Source organism: Enterobacter sp. MGH 4 (assembly GCF_000534735.1).
Classification (GTDB): Bacteria; Pseudomonadota; Gammaproteobacteria; order Enterobacterales; family Enterobacteriaceae; genus Enterobacter; species Enterobacter intestinihominis.
Map to the genome: position 1 here is coordinate 228,357 of NZ_KI973293.1, position 17,783 is coordinate 246,139.

Here is a 17,783-nt window from a genome sequence, read left to right on the forward strand (position 1 = left end):
GGTTAAGGATAGAGGGATACGGGAGAAAAGTGCAAAAACCGCCACAGCACCCACCCACCAAACCCCATCAATACCACCCCCGCCGTGCGCTCTATCAGCCAGAGCGAACGGCTGAGCTTTCGCTGAACCGCCGGTAACCCCATCAGCGACACCAGCGCAAAATCCCATACCAGTACTACCATCACCATCCAGACGCCGCAGGTCGCCTGCTGAAGCAGCGTGACGTCCGGCCCGAGTAACGCCGTCATCAGCGCCAGGTAGAACAATGCGTTTTTGGGATTCAACAGCGCCGAACCCAGCCCCAGCAGGATCTGCTTACGCAGTGAGGGGCAGCGCTCATGTGTTTCATTTAGCGCCAGCGTCTGCGGTCGGCTGCGTACAAGATGCGAGCCGATCCAGAGCAAATACAGTGCGCCGGATAATTCAATCAACGTGAACAGCCACGCGAACTGACGCAGCGCGCTCCATCCCATAATGACCAGCAAAATGTAAAGCCCATTTCCTGCCGCTATCCCGATGCACAATCCGGCGCTGCCGCGCAGTCGGTAGCGGGCGGCGTAGCCCATCAGCAGGAAAAAATCCGGGCCCGGGCTTAACAGGGCAACAAAATGCGCCAGCGCCAGGGCGAGAAAAGCGGAAGGGAAGAACAGTTCCATAGCGACCTCAGAATGCAAAACTGGGGCCAGACTACGAAAACACAGAACCTATTTATTGTCTGATATTGATCGGCCCGTAGCGTACTGGCGCGGTGTGGCGGCGGTGTAGCGCACAAAGGTCTTATGAAAATGGCTCTGGTCGGCAAACCCGCTCTGGTAGCCGACATCGGCGATATCATCCCCGGCACGCAGCCGCGCTTTGGCGTACTCTACGCGGGAGATATTGAGGAAGCTGCCAGGCGTCAGGCCCGTGTCCTTCTTGAAGGTACGGATCAGCGTCTCCTTTCGCAGCGAGAATCGTTGCGCAAGTGCGTCGAGGGAAGGCGGGCTGGAAAGACTGGAAAGAAATGCCTGCTGAACCTGCTGGCTGGTTGATCCAGGTTTTTCTGCCTCATCCATGCAATGGGGAAGGGCAGTAAGCAGCCTGTCCACGGACGCAGGGGACATCCTCTCAACAACTTCCCGGTAATACATAAACAGCGTAGCGTTGCGAATCACCTGAACCGCAAGGGGAAGGTCCGTATCGATATAAAGCATATGATAACTACGCGGCTGCCCGGCAACAGGGTTGCAGCTGTGTGGGACATAAGCCGGGATCACAATCAGGTCCCCGGGCTGGAGGATGTATTCTCTGCCATTACACACGCAGCATGTCTGGCCTTCCACAATTGCGCCGATGGAGAGCTGAGGGTGGCAATGGCGTTTGTACGCCTGCATGCTCTGCCACGTGCTGCGTAGTTCAAGGCCCGAGGCGCGGTGAAAGGTCTGACGGATGTGGCGGGTATCGGTCATAGCAACTCCTTCTGAAGGTTTTTTATACCACGCCAGCCACGGTATGGCATCGCTTTACTCAGAACCTTCCGGATATACCCAACTTTACGTCCATAGCCAGTCATGTTGACTACCCTTAATACCCTAAGCGGTAAAACATGGAGATTCGATATGGCTTATCAGACAGTAAATCCTGCCACTAACCAGCTCATCAAAGAATATCCCTCCCACACTGACGCAGATGTTGAAGCGGCGCTGAAGGCAGCCGATGCGCTCTATCACTCCGACTGGGCGAAAGGCGACATAAGCCAGCGCCTGCCGGTACTGCATAAGCTGGCGGACCTGATCGACGAACGCGTGGAGGAGCTGGCGAAAATCGCCAGCCAGGAGATGGGTAAGCTCATCGAACAGAGCCGCGGCGAGGTGAAGCTGTGCGCGCAAATCGCCCGCTACTATGCGGACAACGCGAAGCAGTTCCTGGCCCCGGTGAAGTATGACTCTGAACTCGGGGAAGCATGGGTTGAACATCACCCCATCGGCGTGCTGATGGCCGTCGAACCATGGAACTTCCCGTACTATCAGCTGATGCGCGTTCTTGCGCCAAACCTGGCGGCGGGTAACCCTGTCATCGCTAAACACGCCAGCATTGTGCCGCACTGTGCGGAAACCTTCGCCCATCTGGTGCGTGAGGCGGGCGCGCCGGAAGGGGCGTGGACCAACCTGTTTATCTCGTCCGATCAGGTGGCGAACATCATCGCTGACGATCGCGTACAGGGCGCGGCGCTAACCGGTTCAGAAAAAGCGGGCAGCGTGGTAGCGGCCCAGGCGGCGAAGCACATTAAGAAATCCACGCTGGAGCTTGGCGGTAACGACGTATTCGTGGTGCTCGACGATGCGGACCTGGATAAAGCGGTGAAGATCGGCGTTAACGCGCGGCTCAACAACGCCGGGCAGGTCTGTACCGCGGCGAAGCGCTTTATCCTGCATGAAAAGATTGCCGATGCCTTCCTGAGCAAATTCACCGAGGCATTTAAGCAGGTGAAGATTGGCGATCCGCTGGACGAAAGCACCACGCTGGGGCCGCTGTCCTCTAAAGACGCGCTCGACACGTTGACCAAACAGGTTAACGAGGCGGTGAAAAACGGCGCTACGCTGCACTATGGCGGCAAACCTGTGCAGCGAGACGGGAGCTTCTTTGAGCCGACCATCCTGACCAACATCTCACGCGACAACCCGGCGTACTTCGAAGAGTTCTTTGGCCCGGTAGCGCAGATTTACGTGGTGAAAAACGACGACGAGGCGGTCGCGCTGGCGAACGACTCCCACTACGGCCTGGGCGGAGCGGTGTTCAGCCAGGATATTGAGCGCGCGAAGAAGATGGCATCGCGTATTGAGACCGGGATGGTGTACATCAACTGGCTCACCGATACGGCGGCAGAACTGCCGTTCGGCGGCGTAAAACGTTCGGGTTACGGACGCGAGCTGTCGGACCTGGGGATCAAAGAGTTTGTGAACCAGAAGCTGGTGGTCGTTCGCAAGTAATGTCGGACATAAAAAAACCTGCCATCCGGCAGGTTTTTTTATTAACAGTCTCATCGCCTTTTTTGCCGTGTGGCGCTGCGCTTACCCGGCCTACAAGGTGCAATAATATTCATAAATTGCACCCTTCATTGTAGGCCCGTGCAAGCGTAGCGCCGCCGGGCGAAACGGGCAAACAGGCTTAGAAGGACACGCCACCGCCAACATATGCGCCGTCAATCAGCGTGTGGTTAGGACGACCGTCTTTACCATCAACGCTCACGTGACGATAACCCACCTTCAGCGTCACCGGCTTCACTGGCGTCCAGCTTACGCCACCATTCGCTTCAACGTAGTTTTTCACGCTGTTGTTCAGGCCGTCTGGCGCAACGTAGCCTTCACCGAATACCCTGATGCTGTCGGTCAGGGCAACGTTCACACCGCCGCCGACCGGGAACGCCACGCCGTTATCGCCTTTTTTCGGGCCAACGTAGAGGGCCTTAGCGCCTGCGTTCAGCATCACCGGGCCGACTTCAAAGTTGTAGCCTGCTCCTACGCCACCGGTTGTGGTGCCGTCATCTGTGTTTTTCAGCCAGCTACCTTCGGTGTACAGACCGGAGGTTGATTTCCCCATTTCCACATTCAGGTTGGTAAAGTTTTTACCCTGCTCAATGCTGCCGCCCATGGCCAGTGCGGAGCCCGATACGGCAGTCAGAGCGGAAAGAAGGAGAACGTTGAGCTTTTTCATGAGTTTTTCCTCGTCATCAAATTAATCTGAGGGCACCTTAACAAGAGCTGTTTATCTCTGCAAATGCGATGCTTGTCACGTTTTTATGCTGTTTTTGTTTGGTTTTTGAATTTTAAATGTTGTTCGAATGTTGACCCGGCAAGGAGTCAATACGTAATGCATTCGCGTTTAGGAAGGGTTCAGGATTCACATTAAACGTACGCTGAACGGGTCGGAAAAATTAGTTCAGGATGAATTAATTGAGTTTCTAATAATTTCCAAAAGTGTTTCAGTTGTCACAGATAAAGACACAGGTTTACATTTCTGGAGGTGGCTATACGCCCCGTTGTGCCGAACCGCTTTCACCATGTCATTTTTCTGACACGTTTCTTCATTACGTTGTTGGCTTCACTTACTGGGTGCTAACACTATGAAAAGAAAAATCATTCCTGTGCTAATTGGTTGTGCGCTCTCTTTCTCTGGCCTGGCGGCACAGCCAACCGCGGAGCGTTACGTCGTCAGTTTTCCCGAAGGCTCGCATGTCAAATACAGCGGTGCGTTTGCCAGCGCGTTTCCGAACGGGCTGCCTGTGGGGATTGGCTCTGGCCTGCTGTTTATGGGCAAGCAGGGCGACGCCCTGACGTTTATGACCGTGACCGATCGCGGTCCTAACGCGGATTCGCCAAAAATGGGGAAAAATGACGCTAAAATCTTTGTTACCCCGGATTTCGCCCCGCAGCTAATGACGATCCGCGTGCAAAACGGTAAAGCGGAGGCCGTGGACGCGCGTCCTTTGCATGACGATAAAGGCGAAATCAACGGTCTGCCGCTGCAAAGTGGCGTGATTGGTTCCACCAATGAAATCGCGCTAAGCGACACCTTAAAAGTGCTGAAAGGCGATAACCGCGGGCTGGATACGGAAGGCATCACGCCGGACGGGAAGGGCGGCTACTGGCTGTGCGATGAGTATGGCCCGTTCCTGATTAATATTGACAGTAAAGGGAAAATCCTCGCGATCCACGGCCCACAGGCGGCGGAAGGGGAGAAATCCATCGCGGGCGGTCTGCCAAATGTTATCAAATGGCGCCAGGCAAACCGGGGATTTGAAGGCCTGACCCGCATGCCGGACGGACGTATTATCGCCGCTGTCCAGAGTACGTTGGATATCGACGGGAAGAGCAAAAAGCAGGCGCTGTTTACGCGACTGGTCAGCTTCGATCCGGCGACCGGAAAAACCGCGATGTACGGCTACCCTGTCGACAGCGCGGCCTACAGCAAAAACAGCGACGCCAAAATCGGCGATATCGTGGCGCTGGATAACCACACTATCCTGCTGATTGAACAGGGCGAAGATAAAAACGACGTAATGCGTAACCTCATCTACAGGGTGGATCTGAGCAAGGCGAGCGATCTGGCCGCCTTCGACAAGCCGGGCGAATACCCGGAATTTGACGATGAGAAAACGCTGGCGCAGCGCGGCATTACACTTGCTGAAAAAACGCAGGTGGTCGATCTGCGTGCGCTGGGCTGGCAGCAGGAAAAAGCCGAAGGGCTGGCGCTGATTGACGACAAAACGCTGGCGGTGGCGAACGATAATGACTTTGGCGTGAAGGTGGCGATGCACAACCCGGCCGAGGGCAAGAAGCTCAAGGATTATCGGGTGAACGCGGAAGGCAAGCTGACGCTGGATGACAAAGCGGTTGAAACTACTCTCAGCGTCAAGCCACTGAAGAAGCCGGAGTCCGACAGCGAGCTGTGGATTGTGACGCTGCCGGAGGCGTTGAAATAATATTGGGCTTTACCCCTCACCCTGGCCCTCTCCCCACAGGAGAGAGGGGATTGTTCGGTGCAGATACTTTTCAACGCGGAATAGTTAGATCGACTTAACGCTCTTTTCCCAGGTCTCGACCAGATGATCTCGCAGGCTTCCGGTTCCGTGCATTGTCACCAGAAGATTCTGTCGTGCGCGGGTAATGCCGACGTAAAGGCGCTTGATATCGTCACTCAGATCTTCACTGTCCCTTTCCTTTGCCGCATCCATAATGGCGACCGAATTAAACTCAAGCCCCTTGCTGCTGGGCAGCGGCATGACGCAGAGGTAATCATTCTGCGGGGACCAGTGCTTTTTATCATCGCTGGAGACAATCATCTGGTATGGGATCTTGCGGGCTTCAAGCCTTGGCGCGAGCATGCCTGAAATGCTGTAGGTTGAGGGGCACAGTATGGCGATTTCTGACCACGCAACACCTTCCTGTCGCTGCTCTGTGACCCAATCGAGGACGCGCGTAATCTCCTCGTCCTGATTATCAAAGCTGGCCAGCGCGGGATACTTCCCGGACAGGCCACCTGCGGCAGGCTGCTGGTATTTGAGAGAAGCTTCTATGTGATTATTGAGATAATTAAATGCTACGCTGCTGGCAAAATGGAGTATTTGCCGGGTGTTGCGATAATTGGTATCCAAAATAGTTGTACGGCCCTGAGCCTTTATATCGACGCTGGACAGGGTAAAATCGAGAGCTTTCTTTTTCTGATAAATTGACTGAGCGTCATCGTACAGAAACAGCAGGGAGCTATCTTTATTGTCCGGCATTTTGGCGAGGATTCTTAGCCATTCCGGTTTAAAATCGTGTCCTTCATCTATCAAAACGGCGCTGTACTGCTCCGGTTTGATTGCTCCCTCTTCAAATGCCACCGTCAGCGCATTCTCCATCAGCTCAATAAAGTTTTTGCTCCTGGGGGGAAGACGCCGATGCGCGTTTAATTGCTGATAACACCAGGCGTGGAAATGGATAACTTCGACGGGAAGTCTGAGGCTATGCTGTTCGAGCTGCGCTTTGAGTTTTTTAGCCAGCGTAATGTTGTAGCAAATCACCAGTATCGGTTTGGTGTTTTCAATGTTGTTGGCAAGCTCAATACATCGGTGGTGCAAAATGAGCGTTTTGCCCGAACCTGCCACGCCATGAATTACCCTGTGTCCCGCCCCCATACTTCTGGCGAGTTGTTCCTGGTTCCTGTCCATCATGCATACCACATCAGGGGTGTGGAAAGTAAAATTATCCAGGTCAACCCGCGTAACGGATGGGTTAATGCGGACATCGGGATAAAGATGCCACCGGATGCGGTCGAGCTGCTGTGGTGTTGTGTTATGAACAAAGTGATGTTTGAGAAGGGATTCGAGCCGGCCAGAGATTTGTTCTCGAGTCATAAACTCGTTGAGTTCGTCTTTGCATATCACCTGGCTGGCGGGCAATATTTCATTCAACTCCTCAGGTGTAAAACTCTTTTCCAGCTGTGCCCGAGTGATGTTGCTCAAATAAACACCGTATCCATACGGCATAATCAAACCGCCCTCATGCTCTCCCTGTTTCTGGCGAAGCAGGGGATCTTTTTTCAGGCTATTGATGATATGAAAGGTATATTGCCGAACTTGTTCGAGTGGGTTCTTCAACGGCTCTATGCCGTTTTTGGTTTCATAATTAATATGGGTTTTATTAGCCGATTTTATTTTTGTGATATACCAGTCTTTCACTTCTATAAACAGCAGCCCTTTATCGGGGGCCAGAATCACAAAATCAGGATGATCGTCTTTGTCTCCCATTCGGGTATCATACCAGCAAGTACATTGTTCGCTGAGCCCACCCTCCAGAAGCCTTGCCAGTCTTTTTTCTCCTGCCGTAATTTTCTCGCTACAGCTGCTAACCGTGGGAATAATGATTGCCATATTACGCCTACCAATTCATGAAAATTATATGAATCCAATTAATTAATATTGTAACCAATATTAATCAAAGCATGATTTCATTCATGATAAGAACATTAACAGACAATATTGCAAACAGAAAGGGCGAAACCCGCATTTTGCCCTAATGAAATACGCCCCCTTTACTGTTTAAAGGGGAGCGACGATTTACTTTTTCAGTCCCGTAAACGCTGCCCGAATTTCCTCTTCCGGCAGCTGTATTCCAATAAACACCATCACGCTGTGCGGCGGTTCATCGCCCCACGGACGATCCCAGTCGGCGCTGTACAGGCGCTGCACGCCCTGGAACAGCAGGCGGTTCGGCTCGCCGTCGATCCACAGCATTCCTTTATAGCGCAGCAGTTTGTCGGCAAACGACAGCAGCAGGTTCTCCATCACGCGCGAGACCTCGCTGATGTCCACCGGGTAGTCCAGCTCCACCACAATCGACGCTACGTCGTTTTGCTTGTCTGCCATAAAGTGGAAGCGCGGTTTCGCGGTGACGTTCTCCTCCAGCATAAAGCCGTTGGTGTTGAACAGCTGAGACAGGTCGATATCGCCGTGCGTCACGGTATAAATGGGTGCGCGCGAGTTGATGCGCGTCAGGCGCTCTCGCAGTTTTTCGCTTTCACCCGCCACGTCGGTTTTGGTCAGCAGAATGCGGTCGGCGTAGCCAATCTGAGACTGGGCGATGGTGAACTGGTTCATCTGCTCGTCGGCGTGTACCGCATCCACCAGCGCGACGACGCCGTCCAGCAGGTAGCGCTGGCACAGAATGTCGTGGGAGAAAAAGGTCTGAATAATCGGGCCGGGGTCGGCCATGCCGGTGCACTCGATCACCAGACGGTCGAAGTGGATGTCACCGCGATCGCGGCTGTCGAGCAGGTCCAGCAGGGCGTCTTCTAATTCACTGGAGCGGGTGCAGCAGATGCAGCCGTTGGTCAGGGTTTTGATCTGCGTGGCGCGGTCGCCAATCAGCTGATCGTCAACGGAGACTTCGCCAAATTCGTTTTCAATGACGGCGATTTTGAAGCCGTGCTGTTCATTCAGGATGTGGCGCAGCAGGGTGGTTTTACCGGCACCGAGAAAACCGGTCAGCAGGGTAACGGCAATCGGGGTCATGGTTTCTCCTTTAGCAGCAGCGGACGCCGCCTTCTCCACTTCCGCCGTAGCGCGCTTCCTGACGCTCGCGGAAGAATTCAGTGTAGGTCATGTACGGCTTATCCGGATGGTTGGTCTTCATATGCTCAACGTAGTTGTCATAGTCCGGAATGCCAATCAGCATTTTCGCCGCCTGACCGAGGTATTTTTTTGCTTCGCCTAAGTTACCAAACATAACGTGTCCTGATAAGAAAAAGCCCGGTGGCGCTACGCTTACCGGGCCTACAGTAACGTTGTAGGGCGGGTCAGCGCAGCGCCACCCGCCATTTTATTAATGGTGTGAAGACGTCTTCACGCCGCCTTCCGGCACTGGCACGTACGGGGTTTCTTTGTCCGTACGGCCATCGGCATTACGCACTTTCATCCAGGTTTTAATGCCGTAGAAGATAATGCTGTACACCACCACCAGGAACAGAATGCTCAGACCCGCGTTGGTGTAGTTGTTCACCACGATATGGTTCATGTTGGCAATCTGCTGCGCGGTCAGATCCGCGCCGCCTGCGGCAATCTTCTCTTTGTACTGGTTAGCCATGAAGAAGAAGCCTTCCAGCTGCGGGTTGGTGCTGAACAGTTTCAGACCCAGCGCCCAGGTAGTGCAGAGCAGCAGCCACAGCGCAGGCACCACGGTTACCCAGATGTATTTGGTGCGTTTCATCTTCACCAGGACAACGGTGCCCAGCACCAGGGCCACAGCCGCCAGCATCTGGTTAGAGATGCCGAACAGCGGCCACAGGCTCTTCACGCCGCCCAGCGGGTCTACAACGCCCTGATACAGCAGATAACCCCACAGACCTACGCAGCCCGCAGTACCCAGAACACCTGCTACCAGAGAGTCGGTTTTCTTCAGGAACGGCACAAAGTTACCCAGCAGATCCTGCAACATGAAGCGGCCTGCACGCGTACCGGCATCCAGCGCGGTGAGGATGAACAGCGCTTCAAACAGAATACCGAAGTGGTACCAGAAGCCCATGTCCGCCCACGGCAGCACTTTGTGGAACACGTGTGCAATACCCACCGCCAGCGTCGGTGCGCCACCTGCGCGGTTCAGCACGGATGGTTCGCCGATGTCTTTCGCGGTCTGCATAATCTGCTCAGGCGAAATCACGAAGCCCCAGGAGCTGACGGTCGCCGCCGCGTGTGCGCTGGCGTCTTTCAGCTGCGCCATAATCAGCGCGGTATTTTCGCCGCCCATCTCATGCAGGTTTGGCATGGTGATGCCGAGACCCGCTGGTGGGGTGTTCATCGCGAAGTACAGCCCAGGCTCGATAATCGACGCCGCAACCAGCGCCATGATCGCCACGAAGGATTCCATCAGCATTGCGCCGTAACCGATGAAGCGCGCGTCGGTTTCGTTGGCCATCAGCTTCGGCGTGGTGCCGGAGGCGATCAGTGCGTGGAAGCCAGACACGGCACCGCAGGCAATGGTGATAAACAGGAACGGGAACAGGGCACCTTTCCACAGCGGACCGGTACCGTCAATGTACTGCGTCACCGCCGGCATTTTCAGCTCCGGGTTGATGATCACAATCCCGATTGCCAGCCCGACGATCACGCCGATTTTCAGGAAGGTCGCCAGGTAGTCACGCGGAGCCAGAATCAGCCACACCGGCAGCAGCGCTGAGATGAACGCGTAACCGATCAGCGCGAAGGTGATGGTGGTGTCTTTAAAGGTCAGCGCCGGGCCCCAGTACGGGTCGTGGGCAATCACACCGCCGAAGTAGATAGAGGCGACCAGCAGCACGATACCGATGACCGACACCTCGCCAACGCGGCCAGGGCGCAGGAAGCGCATGTAGATGCCCATGAACAGCGCAATCGGCACGGTAGAGCAGACGGTGAAGACGCCCCACGGACTTTCGGCCAGCGCTTTCACCACGATCAGGGCCAGCACTGCCAGGATGATGATCATGATCAGGAAGCAGCCGAAGAGGGCGATCGTGCCCGGCACGCGGCCCATCTCCTCTTTGATCATCTCGCCCAGCGACGAACCATTACGGCGCGAGGAGATAAACAGCACCATAAAGTCCTGCACCGCTCCCGCCAGCACTACGCCCGCGAGCAGCCAGAGCGTACCCGGCAGGTAGCCCATCTGCGCAGCCAGCACCGGACCGACCAGCGGACCCGCGCCTGCAATGGCGGCGAAGTGGTGACCAAACAGCACGTAACGGTTGGTTGGCACATAGTTCAGGCCGTCATTGTTAATGACCGCCGGGGTGGCGCGCGTCGGGTCGAGCTTCATGACCTTCTGCGCGATGTACAAGCTGTAGTAGCGATAAGCCACAAGATAGACGGAAACCGACGCGACCACGATCCACAGGGCGCTGACGTGCTCGCCCCGGCGTAATGCGACAACCGCCAGACAGAAAGCGCCGATGATCCCGAGGATGGCCCAGGGCACGTGCTTAAGTAGTTTTTTAGTATCCATAGTAAGACCTGGTTTTTTATGTAAAGAAAAAAGGGTCAGGGTTCGTTGTGAGGAGGTATTGATTAATGCTGGAGCGATCGTGCCAGATCCTCGCGCGTGTAAAGCACGGTAAATGGGTGAGTGGTTGAAAGCGATGCGTGAGCGGTCAAAAGCGAGGGTGAGTGGTTAAGGCTCACCCCCGGCGGGAGAAAATATGTGATTGAGATCACTGAGAATAATCTAGCCCTGCGGGGTTTCGTCGTTCGCATCAGGGCATTGCGTGCAGCGGCAGGGCTGATATGCGGGCAGCAGCTGATAGCGTCCTTTGCCGTCGTGTTCGATAATCGGGGAAAGGGCCTGTAGATCGCGGTACACCGTACGTTCGGTAATGCCAAATTTTTGCATCAGATCGCGGCGATTAACGCTTCCGTTGCGGTGCAGAGCAATAATGATGTCAACCAGACGTTCAGCCGAGCGGCTTCGGGGTGAAGAGGCCATAAGACTTTCCAGCGTTAAGGGGGCGGCTGACGACGTCGTCAGCCGCCCCGGAAAATTAATCTTATGGATAGTTAACGGCGCACCTTTGCGGAAACCTTAGCGTTTTTTTGTGCAACGGGATCAAACCGCGGCTTCCATCTCCATCATCACCGGGTGGAAACGGCGTTTGAAGTAGATCAGGCCGTGCCCCTCGCTGCTGAGGATGATGTTCTTAATCTCCACCAGGTAGACCAGATGGGTGCCGATGGTTTGCACCTGGGTTATCTCACCTTCCAGGCTTGCCAGGGCGCCTTTCAGCACCGGCTGCGCCAGCGGTCCTTTCTGCCAGCAGGAGAGAGCAAAGCGCTCCTCCATGGCCATGCCGGTCATCCCGGCAAAGTGGCGGGCCATGATCTCCTGCTCGTGGTTCAGCACGTTGACGCACAGTTTGCCGTTGCCCTGGAAGACCGGGTTCATGGCGCTGTTGGCGTTGATGCAGACCATGACCGAGGGCGGGGTATCCGTGACCGAACAGACGGCGGTAGCAGTAATGCCGCAGCGGCCCGCATCGCCCTCGGTGGTGACCACATTCACCGCCGCCGACAGGCTGGCCATCGCGTCGCGAAAACGCAGGCGTTCTTCAGATTGCATTGAAACCTCCCGCTGCGTTATTTCAGCAGCTTATCCAGCATGTTGATATCAGTGTTGTTGTGCAGGTGCGGTACAGTCCAGCCGTGCTGGTCGTACTCGGACATGCAGCGGTCAACCATCGCCATCATCTTGTCCATGTTGCCGGAGCTTTGCGCCTGACGCAGGCATTGCAGGCGGATCTCATCCTGGCTACCGGAGTAGTTGATTTCGTACAGCTCGTGACGTCCGCCAAACTCGCTACCGATGGCATCCCACATCAGTTTCAGAATCTTGATGCGTTCGACGTGATCCATCCCGTTGGAGCCGCGCACATACTTCGCCAGATACTGGTCGATCTGCGGGTTGTTCAGGTCCCGCGCGCTGGACGGCAGGTAGATCAGCCCGGAGGTCACGTTGCGTTCGATAATGTTCTTGATTTTCGCGTAGGCCATTGGCGCCATCACGCGGTAGGTCTGTAACGCCGCGTGGTCAGGCAGGTACGCGCCGTTTACCCAAGGCGTGGCTTCGGAGCACATGGAGTCGCTCAGCGCCCAGAACATGTTGCGCCACGCCACCACTTCGCCGAGATCCGCCTGCACGCCGCGGAACTCGAGGGTGCCGGTACACTCCAGTGACTTCTTCAGCAGAGCGGTGATGAAGTCGAGCTTCACTGCCAGACGCACGCAGGCCTGAAGCGGGTACATGCGGGCGAAGCCACCTTCCATCGTCCAGCGACGGCAGCGGTCGAAATCGCGGTAGATCAGCACGTTTTCCCACGGGATCAGCACATGATCCATCACCAGAATGGCGTCGTTCTCGTCAAAGCGGCTGGAGAGCGGGTAGTCGTACGGGGAGCCGGTCGCCCCTGCCACCATCTCGTAAGAGGCGCGGGAGATCAGCTTCACCCCTTCGGCATCCATCGGCGCGACGAACATTAGCGCGAAGTCCGGGTTTTCGCCCATCACCTGCGCAGAGCCAAAACCAATCATGTTGTAGTGGGTCAGCGCAGAGTTGGTGGCCACCACTTTCGCGCCGCTGACGATGATCCCGGCGTCGGTCTCTTTCTCCAGCTTGATGTAAACGTCTTTCACCTCGTCCGCCGGTTTATGGCGGTCGATAGGCGGGTTGACGATGGCGTGGTTAAAGTACAGGCCGGTTTCCTGAATACGGGTGTACCAGTTGCGTGCGTTCTGCTCGAACTGACCGTAGAAGGCAGGGTTTGCCCCCAGCGCGCAGCCGAACGCGGCTTTGTAGTCTGGCGTGCGGCCCATCCAGCCGTAGCTCAGGCGCGACCACTCGGCGATGGCGTCGCGCTGCTGGCGCAGATCGTCGGCGCTTTTCGCCACGCGGAAGAATTTATGGGTGTAGCCGCCGCTGCCGGTGTCGGTGCCCCAGCAGAGGGTATCCTGCATGTCTGGCTTGTGCAGGGCATCGTACATCTGGGCGATGGACGCCGCCGCATTGCGAAATGCCGGGTGGGTAGTGACGTCCTTAACGCGCTCGCCGTAGATATAAATCTCACGGCCATCTTGCAGGCTTTTTAAATACTCTTCACCGGTTAACGGACGTTTGGCATCAGCGCGGAAATCTTCAGGCTTCATAGGGACCTCGTATCGGAAGATGGTTGTTAAATTTATGTTTTGTTTTTGTTGTTTAATTGAAGCGTGAGAGGGGCGGAACGTGAAGGGACGATTGGGACAACGGCAGGTACTTTTCGGGTGGGATGTTGTTTTGTGATCTGTGCGGCTTTTCGGCGGGTGGCGCTGCGCTTACCCGCCCTACGAACCGTGATGCGTTCAGGAAACCGGTACTTTCTGCGCCCGGTATGCGCTGGGTGAGCACCCCGTCAGTCGGTTGAAAAAACGGGCGAAATAGGCCGGATCTTTAAACCCCAGTTGCCAGGCAATTTCGCTCACTGTGCTGTCGGAAAACAGCAGCAAGCGCCTGGCTTCCCGCAGCTGGCGGTCGAAGATCAGCCGTTTCGGCGAGCGGTTGGCAAAGCGGCGGCAGATATCGGTCAGGCGGGATTCGGTAAGATGCAGTTCGCTGGCGTATTCCGGCACCGTCCAGTGCTCGTGGTAATGCGCATCTGTCAGCTGGTTAAAGCGCTGAAACAGCTTCAGCTCGCCGCGCATGCCGCCTGAAGCGTGGTCGTCGAGCTTCGCGTTGCGCAGCAGCAGGGTAAATACGGCCTGCGCCAGCAGGACCAGCGTATGCTCACGGCCCGGCAGCTGTTCCGTGGATTCCCGGGCAATGAGCTGCCAGTAATGCTTCAGCGCCGCCAGCTCGTCAGGCCTGTCGGCAAGCGACAGGCAGATCCCCGGCAGGCCGAACGCCTCCCGCGTGCCGGGGTAGAGCACTTCTAACAACGGCCAGATAAGATCCTCGCGCACCGTCAGCACGTGGCCGTCGCTGTCGGATTCAGTGATAAACGCGTGCGGCACCGACGGCGGTGTCAGAACGAACAGCGGCGCCTGCACCGAGTAGCGGTGGTCGTCGAGCTGCAGCTCAATCTGCCCGGTGTCGAGAAAATGCATCTGAAAATACTGGTCGTGGCGGTGCGCCTGCATGTCGCGGCCAAAAAAGGCCGCCATGCGGGCGAACGACTGGTAGTGCACATCGTCGGTGCCCAGACTTTCGTCGTACTCCTTGCTGATATCAATGTTGGCGATAGGGCTCTGGCACATGATCGTTCCTCTTTTGAACCCGCTGCGTCATCGGAATGCGCGTCAGCACCAGTGCGCCCACCACCAGCAGACCTGCCACGAACCACAGTCCTGAGCTGAAGCTGCCGGTCGCGTCGCGCAGAATACCAATCAGCAATGGGCTGACGGCAGACCCGACGTTGCCGATGGCGTTGATCACCGCCAGCGCCACCGCGCGGGATTGCAGGCTAATCACCTGGTCCGGCGTGGTCCAGAATATCGCCATGGCGGTAAACGATCCGGTTGAGGCCATGATGATGCCAAGCAGCTGGATCAGGCTGTGATCGGTCGCCGAGGCCAGCATCCATCCCGCCGCGGCAAACAGATACGGCAGGATGGTGTGCTTTTTTCGCTCTTTCAGCCTGTCGGAGCGGCGGCTCCACCAGATCATCCCGAGGATGGTGCAAAACTGCGGGATCGCCGCCAGCAGGCCAATCACGATATTGCTGCTGCCGGTGTTGAAGCTTTGCAGGATCTGCGGCGTCCAGATGTTGATCGCGCTCAGCGTATTCGTCAGGCAGAAGTAGGCCAGCGTGTAGAGCAGTACGGCGGGCGTCAGCACCTCGCGCAGCGTCGATCGCGGCGTGGCGACGTGCGCAATGGCCAGTTCCTGCTCGCGGGCGATCATCGTTTTGAGTGCCTGCTTTTCATCATCATCCAGCCAGGTGGCCTGATCCGGGGTGTCGTTAAGGTAGAACCAGGTCACCACGCCGAGCACCACCGACGGCAGCCCCTCCAGCAGGAACAGCCACTGCCAGCCCTTCAGGTTCCACAGCCCGTCCATCGCCAGAATGTACCCGGAGAGGATCGAGCCGAGCATCATGGTCACCGGCATGGCGATCATAAACAACGCGTTGGCGCGGGCGCGGTGATACGCCGGGAACCACCAGGTGAGATAGACCAGGATCCCCGGCAGGAAACCGGCTTCGGCAATGCCCACCAGCATGCGCAGGACGTAGAGCGTTTCCGGGCTGGTGGCGAACATGGTGCAGGTAGAGGCGATGCCCCACACCACCATGATCCCGGCGATCCAGCGCCGCGCGCCGATTTTCGCCAGCATGATGTTGCTGGGGATCCCGCACAGCACGTAGGTGACGTAAAACAGGGTCGCGGCCAGGCCAAACATGGTCGACGTGAGGCCCAGATCTTTGCCCATCGTTAGCCCGGCAAAGCCGATGTTGATGCGATCGAGAAACGAAAAGACAAACAGGATAAAGAGAAACACGATCAAACGACGGAACAGCTTGTTGATAACGCGATGTTCTATAGCTTTCTTATCTTGCAGGGTAGAGGTCGTCATGCTGCGCTCCAGATCTTACGTTTAGTAGACGGATTTATTGTTATTAACTGACGTAACCGGTTGTTCGATAAAACGTGCCGCCAGCGCTTCCGCGCCGCGGGCGAGCAGGGTGGTGTCGACGCCGACGGCGACAAACAGCGCGCCGAGTGCAAGGTAACGTTTCGCCAGTTGCTCGTTCGCCATCAGGATGCCGGGCGCTTTACCGGCGGCGCGTATCTGCGCGATCGCCTGCTCAATGGCGGCCTGCACCTCCGGGTGCTGCGGATTACCGGCAAAGCCCATGTCGGCACTCAGATCCGCCGGGCCGATAAACACGCCGTCGACGCCGTCCACGTCCAGGATCTGCGGCAGGTTTTTTAACGCTCTTAGGGTTTCGATTTGCACCAGCACGCACATGGCGTCGTTAGCCTGATGCAGATAGTCCGGGATACGGTTCCAGCGCGACGCCCGCGCCAGCGCGCTGCCGACGCCGCGAATGCCCGCGGGCGGATAGCGGGTGGCGCTGACCGCCAGCCGCGCTTCGTCGGCGTTTTGCACCATCGGCACCAGCAGGGTTTGCACCCCCACGTCCAGCAGCTGCTTGATCTGCACCGGATCGTTCCACGACGGGCGCACCACCGGCTGGCTGGGATAAGGGGCGATGGCCTGTAGCTGAGTCAGAACGGTCTGTACGCTGTTCGGCGCGTGCTCCCCGTCGATCAGAAGCCAGTCAAAACCGGCCCCGGCCAATAGCTCAGCGCTGTAGCTGCTGGTTAGCCCCAGCCATAACCCGATTTGTGGTCGGCCCGCTTTCAGCGCCGCTTTGAATGCGTTTTGCATGATCATCTCCTTACACAAAGCGGCAGCTGATGGAGCCCATGTTGCCGTAGTCGACGTGGAAGGTGTCGCCTCTGCTGGCGGCAACCGGGCGGGTAAACGAGCCGCCGAGGATGATCTGGCCTGGCTCAAGCTGCACGTCGTATGGCGCGAGTTTGTTCGCCAGCCACGCCACGCCGTTCGCCGGATGATTAAGGACGCCTGCGGCCACGCCGGTCTCTTCGATCACGCCGTTGCGGTAGAGCAGGGCGGAGATCCAGCGCAGATCCAGTTCGTCGGGTTTAATCGGGCGGCCGCCGAGGATCACGCCCGCGTTGGCGGCGTTATCGGAGATAGTGTCGAATACCTTGCGCGGGCGCTGGGTTTCCGGGTCAACGTTGTGGCAGCGGGCGTCGATCAGCTCCAGGGCAGGGATGACGTAATCCGTGGCGTTGTAAACGTCGAAGATCGTGCAGTTCGGGCCGCGCAGCGGTTTTGCCAGCACAAAGGCCAGCTCCACTTCGATGCGCGGGACGATAAAGCGATCCACGGGAATGTCGCTGCCGTCGTGGAAGAACATATCGTCCAGCAGCGCGCCGTAGTCTGGCTCGCTGATCTGCGAGCTGGCCTGCATCGCTTTGGAGGTGAGGCCGATCTTGTGGCCTTTCAGCACGCGGCCTTCGGCAATTTTCAGGCTCACCCATTCGCGCTGGACGGCGTAGGCGTCTTCAATGGTGATCTCCGGATACTCAAGCGAGATCGCGCGGATCTGCTCCCGGGATTGTTCCGCCTGATGCAGGCGGTGGGCGATCAGGGTATGGGTGTGTTTGTCGAGCATGGCGATATCCTGTTGTTGCCGGGTGGCGCGTAGCGATCCCGGCCTACGTTCGAGCCGTTGTA

At 56.8% G+C, this 17,783-nt stretch carries 16 protein-coding genes; 2 read left to right on the forward strand and 14 right to left on the reverse strand.

Features of this window, described 5'->3' with window-relative positions:
* Window positions 1-2: 2 nt before the first annotated feature.
* Both L350_RS09560 and L350_RS09555 read right to left on the reverse strand, forming a co-directional pair.
* A complete protein-coding gene (locus L350_RS09560; RefSeq protein ID WP_022646942.1) occupies window positions 3-656 on the reverse strand; it encodes a LysE family translocator in 654 nt (217 codons plus the stop codon).
* Window positions 657-704: 48 nt separating this feature from the next.
* Window positions 705-1,448, reverse strand: coding sequence for a helix-turn-helix domain-containing protein (locus L350_RS09555; RefSeq protein WP_022646943.1), 744 nt, complete (start codon window positions 1,446-1,448; stop codon window positions 705-707).
* 150 nt (window positions 1,449-1,598) lie between these two features.
* Here L350_RS09555 and L350_RS09550 point away from each other — a divergent pair, with 150 nt between their 5' ends.
* Complete coding sequence (locus L350_RS09550; protein WP_023305391.1) at window positions 1,599-2,969, forward strand: NAD-dependent succinate-semialdehyde dehydrogenase; 1,371 nt, start codon at window positions 1,599-1,601, stop codon at window positions 2,967-2,969.
* Between the two features lie 178 nt (window positions 2,970-3,147).
* Here L350_RS09550 and L350_RS09545 read toward each other — a convergent pair whose 3' ends face one another.
* Window positions 3,148-3,693, reverse strand: coding sequence for a YfaZ family outer membrane protein (locus L350_RS09545; protein WP_023299248.1), 546 nt, complete (start codon window positions 3,691-3,693; stop codon window positions 3,148-3,150).
* 409 nt (window positions 3,694-4,102) lie between these two features.
* On the opposite strand from L350_RS09545, the gene L350_RS09540 reads away from it, so the two are divergent.
* Entirely contained in the window at window positions 4,103-5,461 is a 1,359-nt protein-coding gene (locus L350_RS09540; RefSeq protein WP_032625353.1) for an esterase-like activity of phytase family protein, read from the forward strand.
* A gap of 84 nt (window positions 5,462-5,545) precedes the next feature.
* Here L350_RS09540 and L350_RS09535 read toward each other — a convergent pair whose 3' ends face one another.
* The 11 genes from L350_RS09535 to hpaH form a co-directional block, all read right to left on the reverse strand.
* The gene (locus tag L350_RS09535) at window positions 5,546-7,393 is read right to left on the reverse strand and encodes a 3'-5' exonuclease (RefSeq protein WP_032625354.1); all 1,848 of its coding nucleotides are present in this window, start codon (window positions 7,391-7,393) and stop codon (window positions 5,546-5,548) included.
* A 186-nt stretch (window positions 7,394-7,579) separates the two neighbouring features.
* Window positions 7,580-8,533: a GTPase gene (gene yjiA, locus L350_RS09530; RefSeq protein WP_022646948.1), complete on the reverse strand. Its 954-nt coding sequence runs from the start codon at window positions 8,531-8,533 to the stop codon at window positions 7,580-7,582.
* 10 nt (window positions 8,534-8,543) lie between these two features.
* Window positions 8,544-8,747, reverse strand: a complete 204-nt coding sequence (locus L350_RS09525; protein ID WP_003856610.1) for a YbdD/YjiX family protein — start codon at window positions 8,745-8,747, stop codon at window positions 8,544-8,546.
* A 96-nt stretch (window positions 8,748-8,843) separates the two neighbouring features.
* On the reverse strand, window positions 8,844-10,997 hold the full coding sequence (locus L350_RS09520; protein ID WP_022646950.1) for a carbon starvation CstA family protein: 2,154 nt from the start codon (window positions 10,995-10,997) through the stop codon (window positions 8,844-8,846).
* 219 nt (window positions 10,998-11,216) lie between these two features.
* A complete protein-coding gene (locus L350_RS09515) occupies window positions 11,217-11,474 on the reverse strand; it encodes an HTH domain-containing protein (protein ID WP_023305395.1) in 258 nt (85 codons plus the stop codon).
* 120 nt (window positions 11,475-11,594) lie between these two features.
* Window positions 11,595-12,104, reverse strand: coding sequence for a 4-hydroxyphenylacetate 3-monooxygenase reductase subunit (locus L350_RS09510; protein WP_003856606.1), 510 nt, complete (start codon window positions 12,102-12,104; stop codon window positions 11,595-11,597).
* A 17-nt stretch (window positions 12,105-12,121) separates the two neighbouring features.
* The gene (hpaB, locus tag L350_RS09505) at window positions 12,122-13,684 is read right to left on the reverse strand and encodes a 4-hydroxyphenylacetate 3-monooxygenase, oxygenase component (protein ID WP_010427196.1); all 1,563 of its coding nucleotides are present in this window, start codon (window positions 13,682-13,684) and stop codon (window positions 12,122-12,124) included.
* 195 nt (window positions 13,685-13,879) lie between these two features.
* A complete protein-coding gene (gene hpaA / locus L350_RS09500) occupies window positions 13,880-14,770 on the reverse strand; it encodes a 4-hydroxyphenylacetate catabolism regulatory protein HpaA (RefSeq protein ID WP_022646953.1) in 891 nt (296 codons plus the stop codon).
* The gene (gene hpaX / locus L350_RS09495) at window positions 14,742-16,088 is read right to left on the reverse strand and encodes a 4-hydroxyphenylacetate permease (protein ID WP_032625355.1); all 1,347 of its coding nucleotides are present in this window, start codon (window positions 16,086-16,088) and stop codon (window positions 14,742-14,744) included. The genes hpaA and hpaX overlap by 29 nt, the downstream gene beginning before the upstream one ends.
* A gap of 21 nt (window positions 16,089-16,109) precedes the next feature.
* On the reverse strand, window positions 16,110-16,907 hold the full coding sequence (gene hpaI / locus L350_RS09490) for a 4-hydroxy-2-oxoheptanedioate aldolase (protein WP_022646955.1): 798 nt from the start codon (window positions 16,905-16,907) through the stop codon (window positions 16,110-16,112).
* A gap of 10 nt (window positions 16,908-16,917) precedes the next feature.
* Window positions 16,918-17,721 carry a 2-oxo-hept-4-ene-1,7-dioate hydratase gene (hpaH, locus tag L350_RS09485; RefSeq protein WP_015572593.1) on the reverse strand — a complete coding sequence of 268 codons (804 nt, stop codon included), beginning with the start codon at window positions 17,719-17,721 and terminating at the stop codon, window positions 16,918-16,920.
* Window positions 17,722-17,783 lie beyond the last annotated feature (62 nt).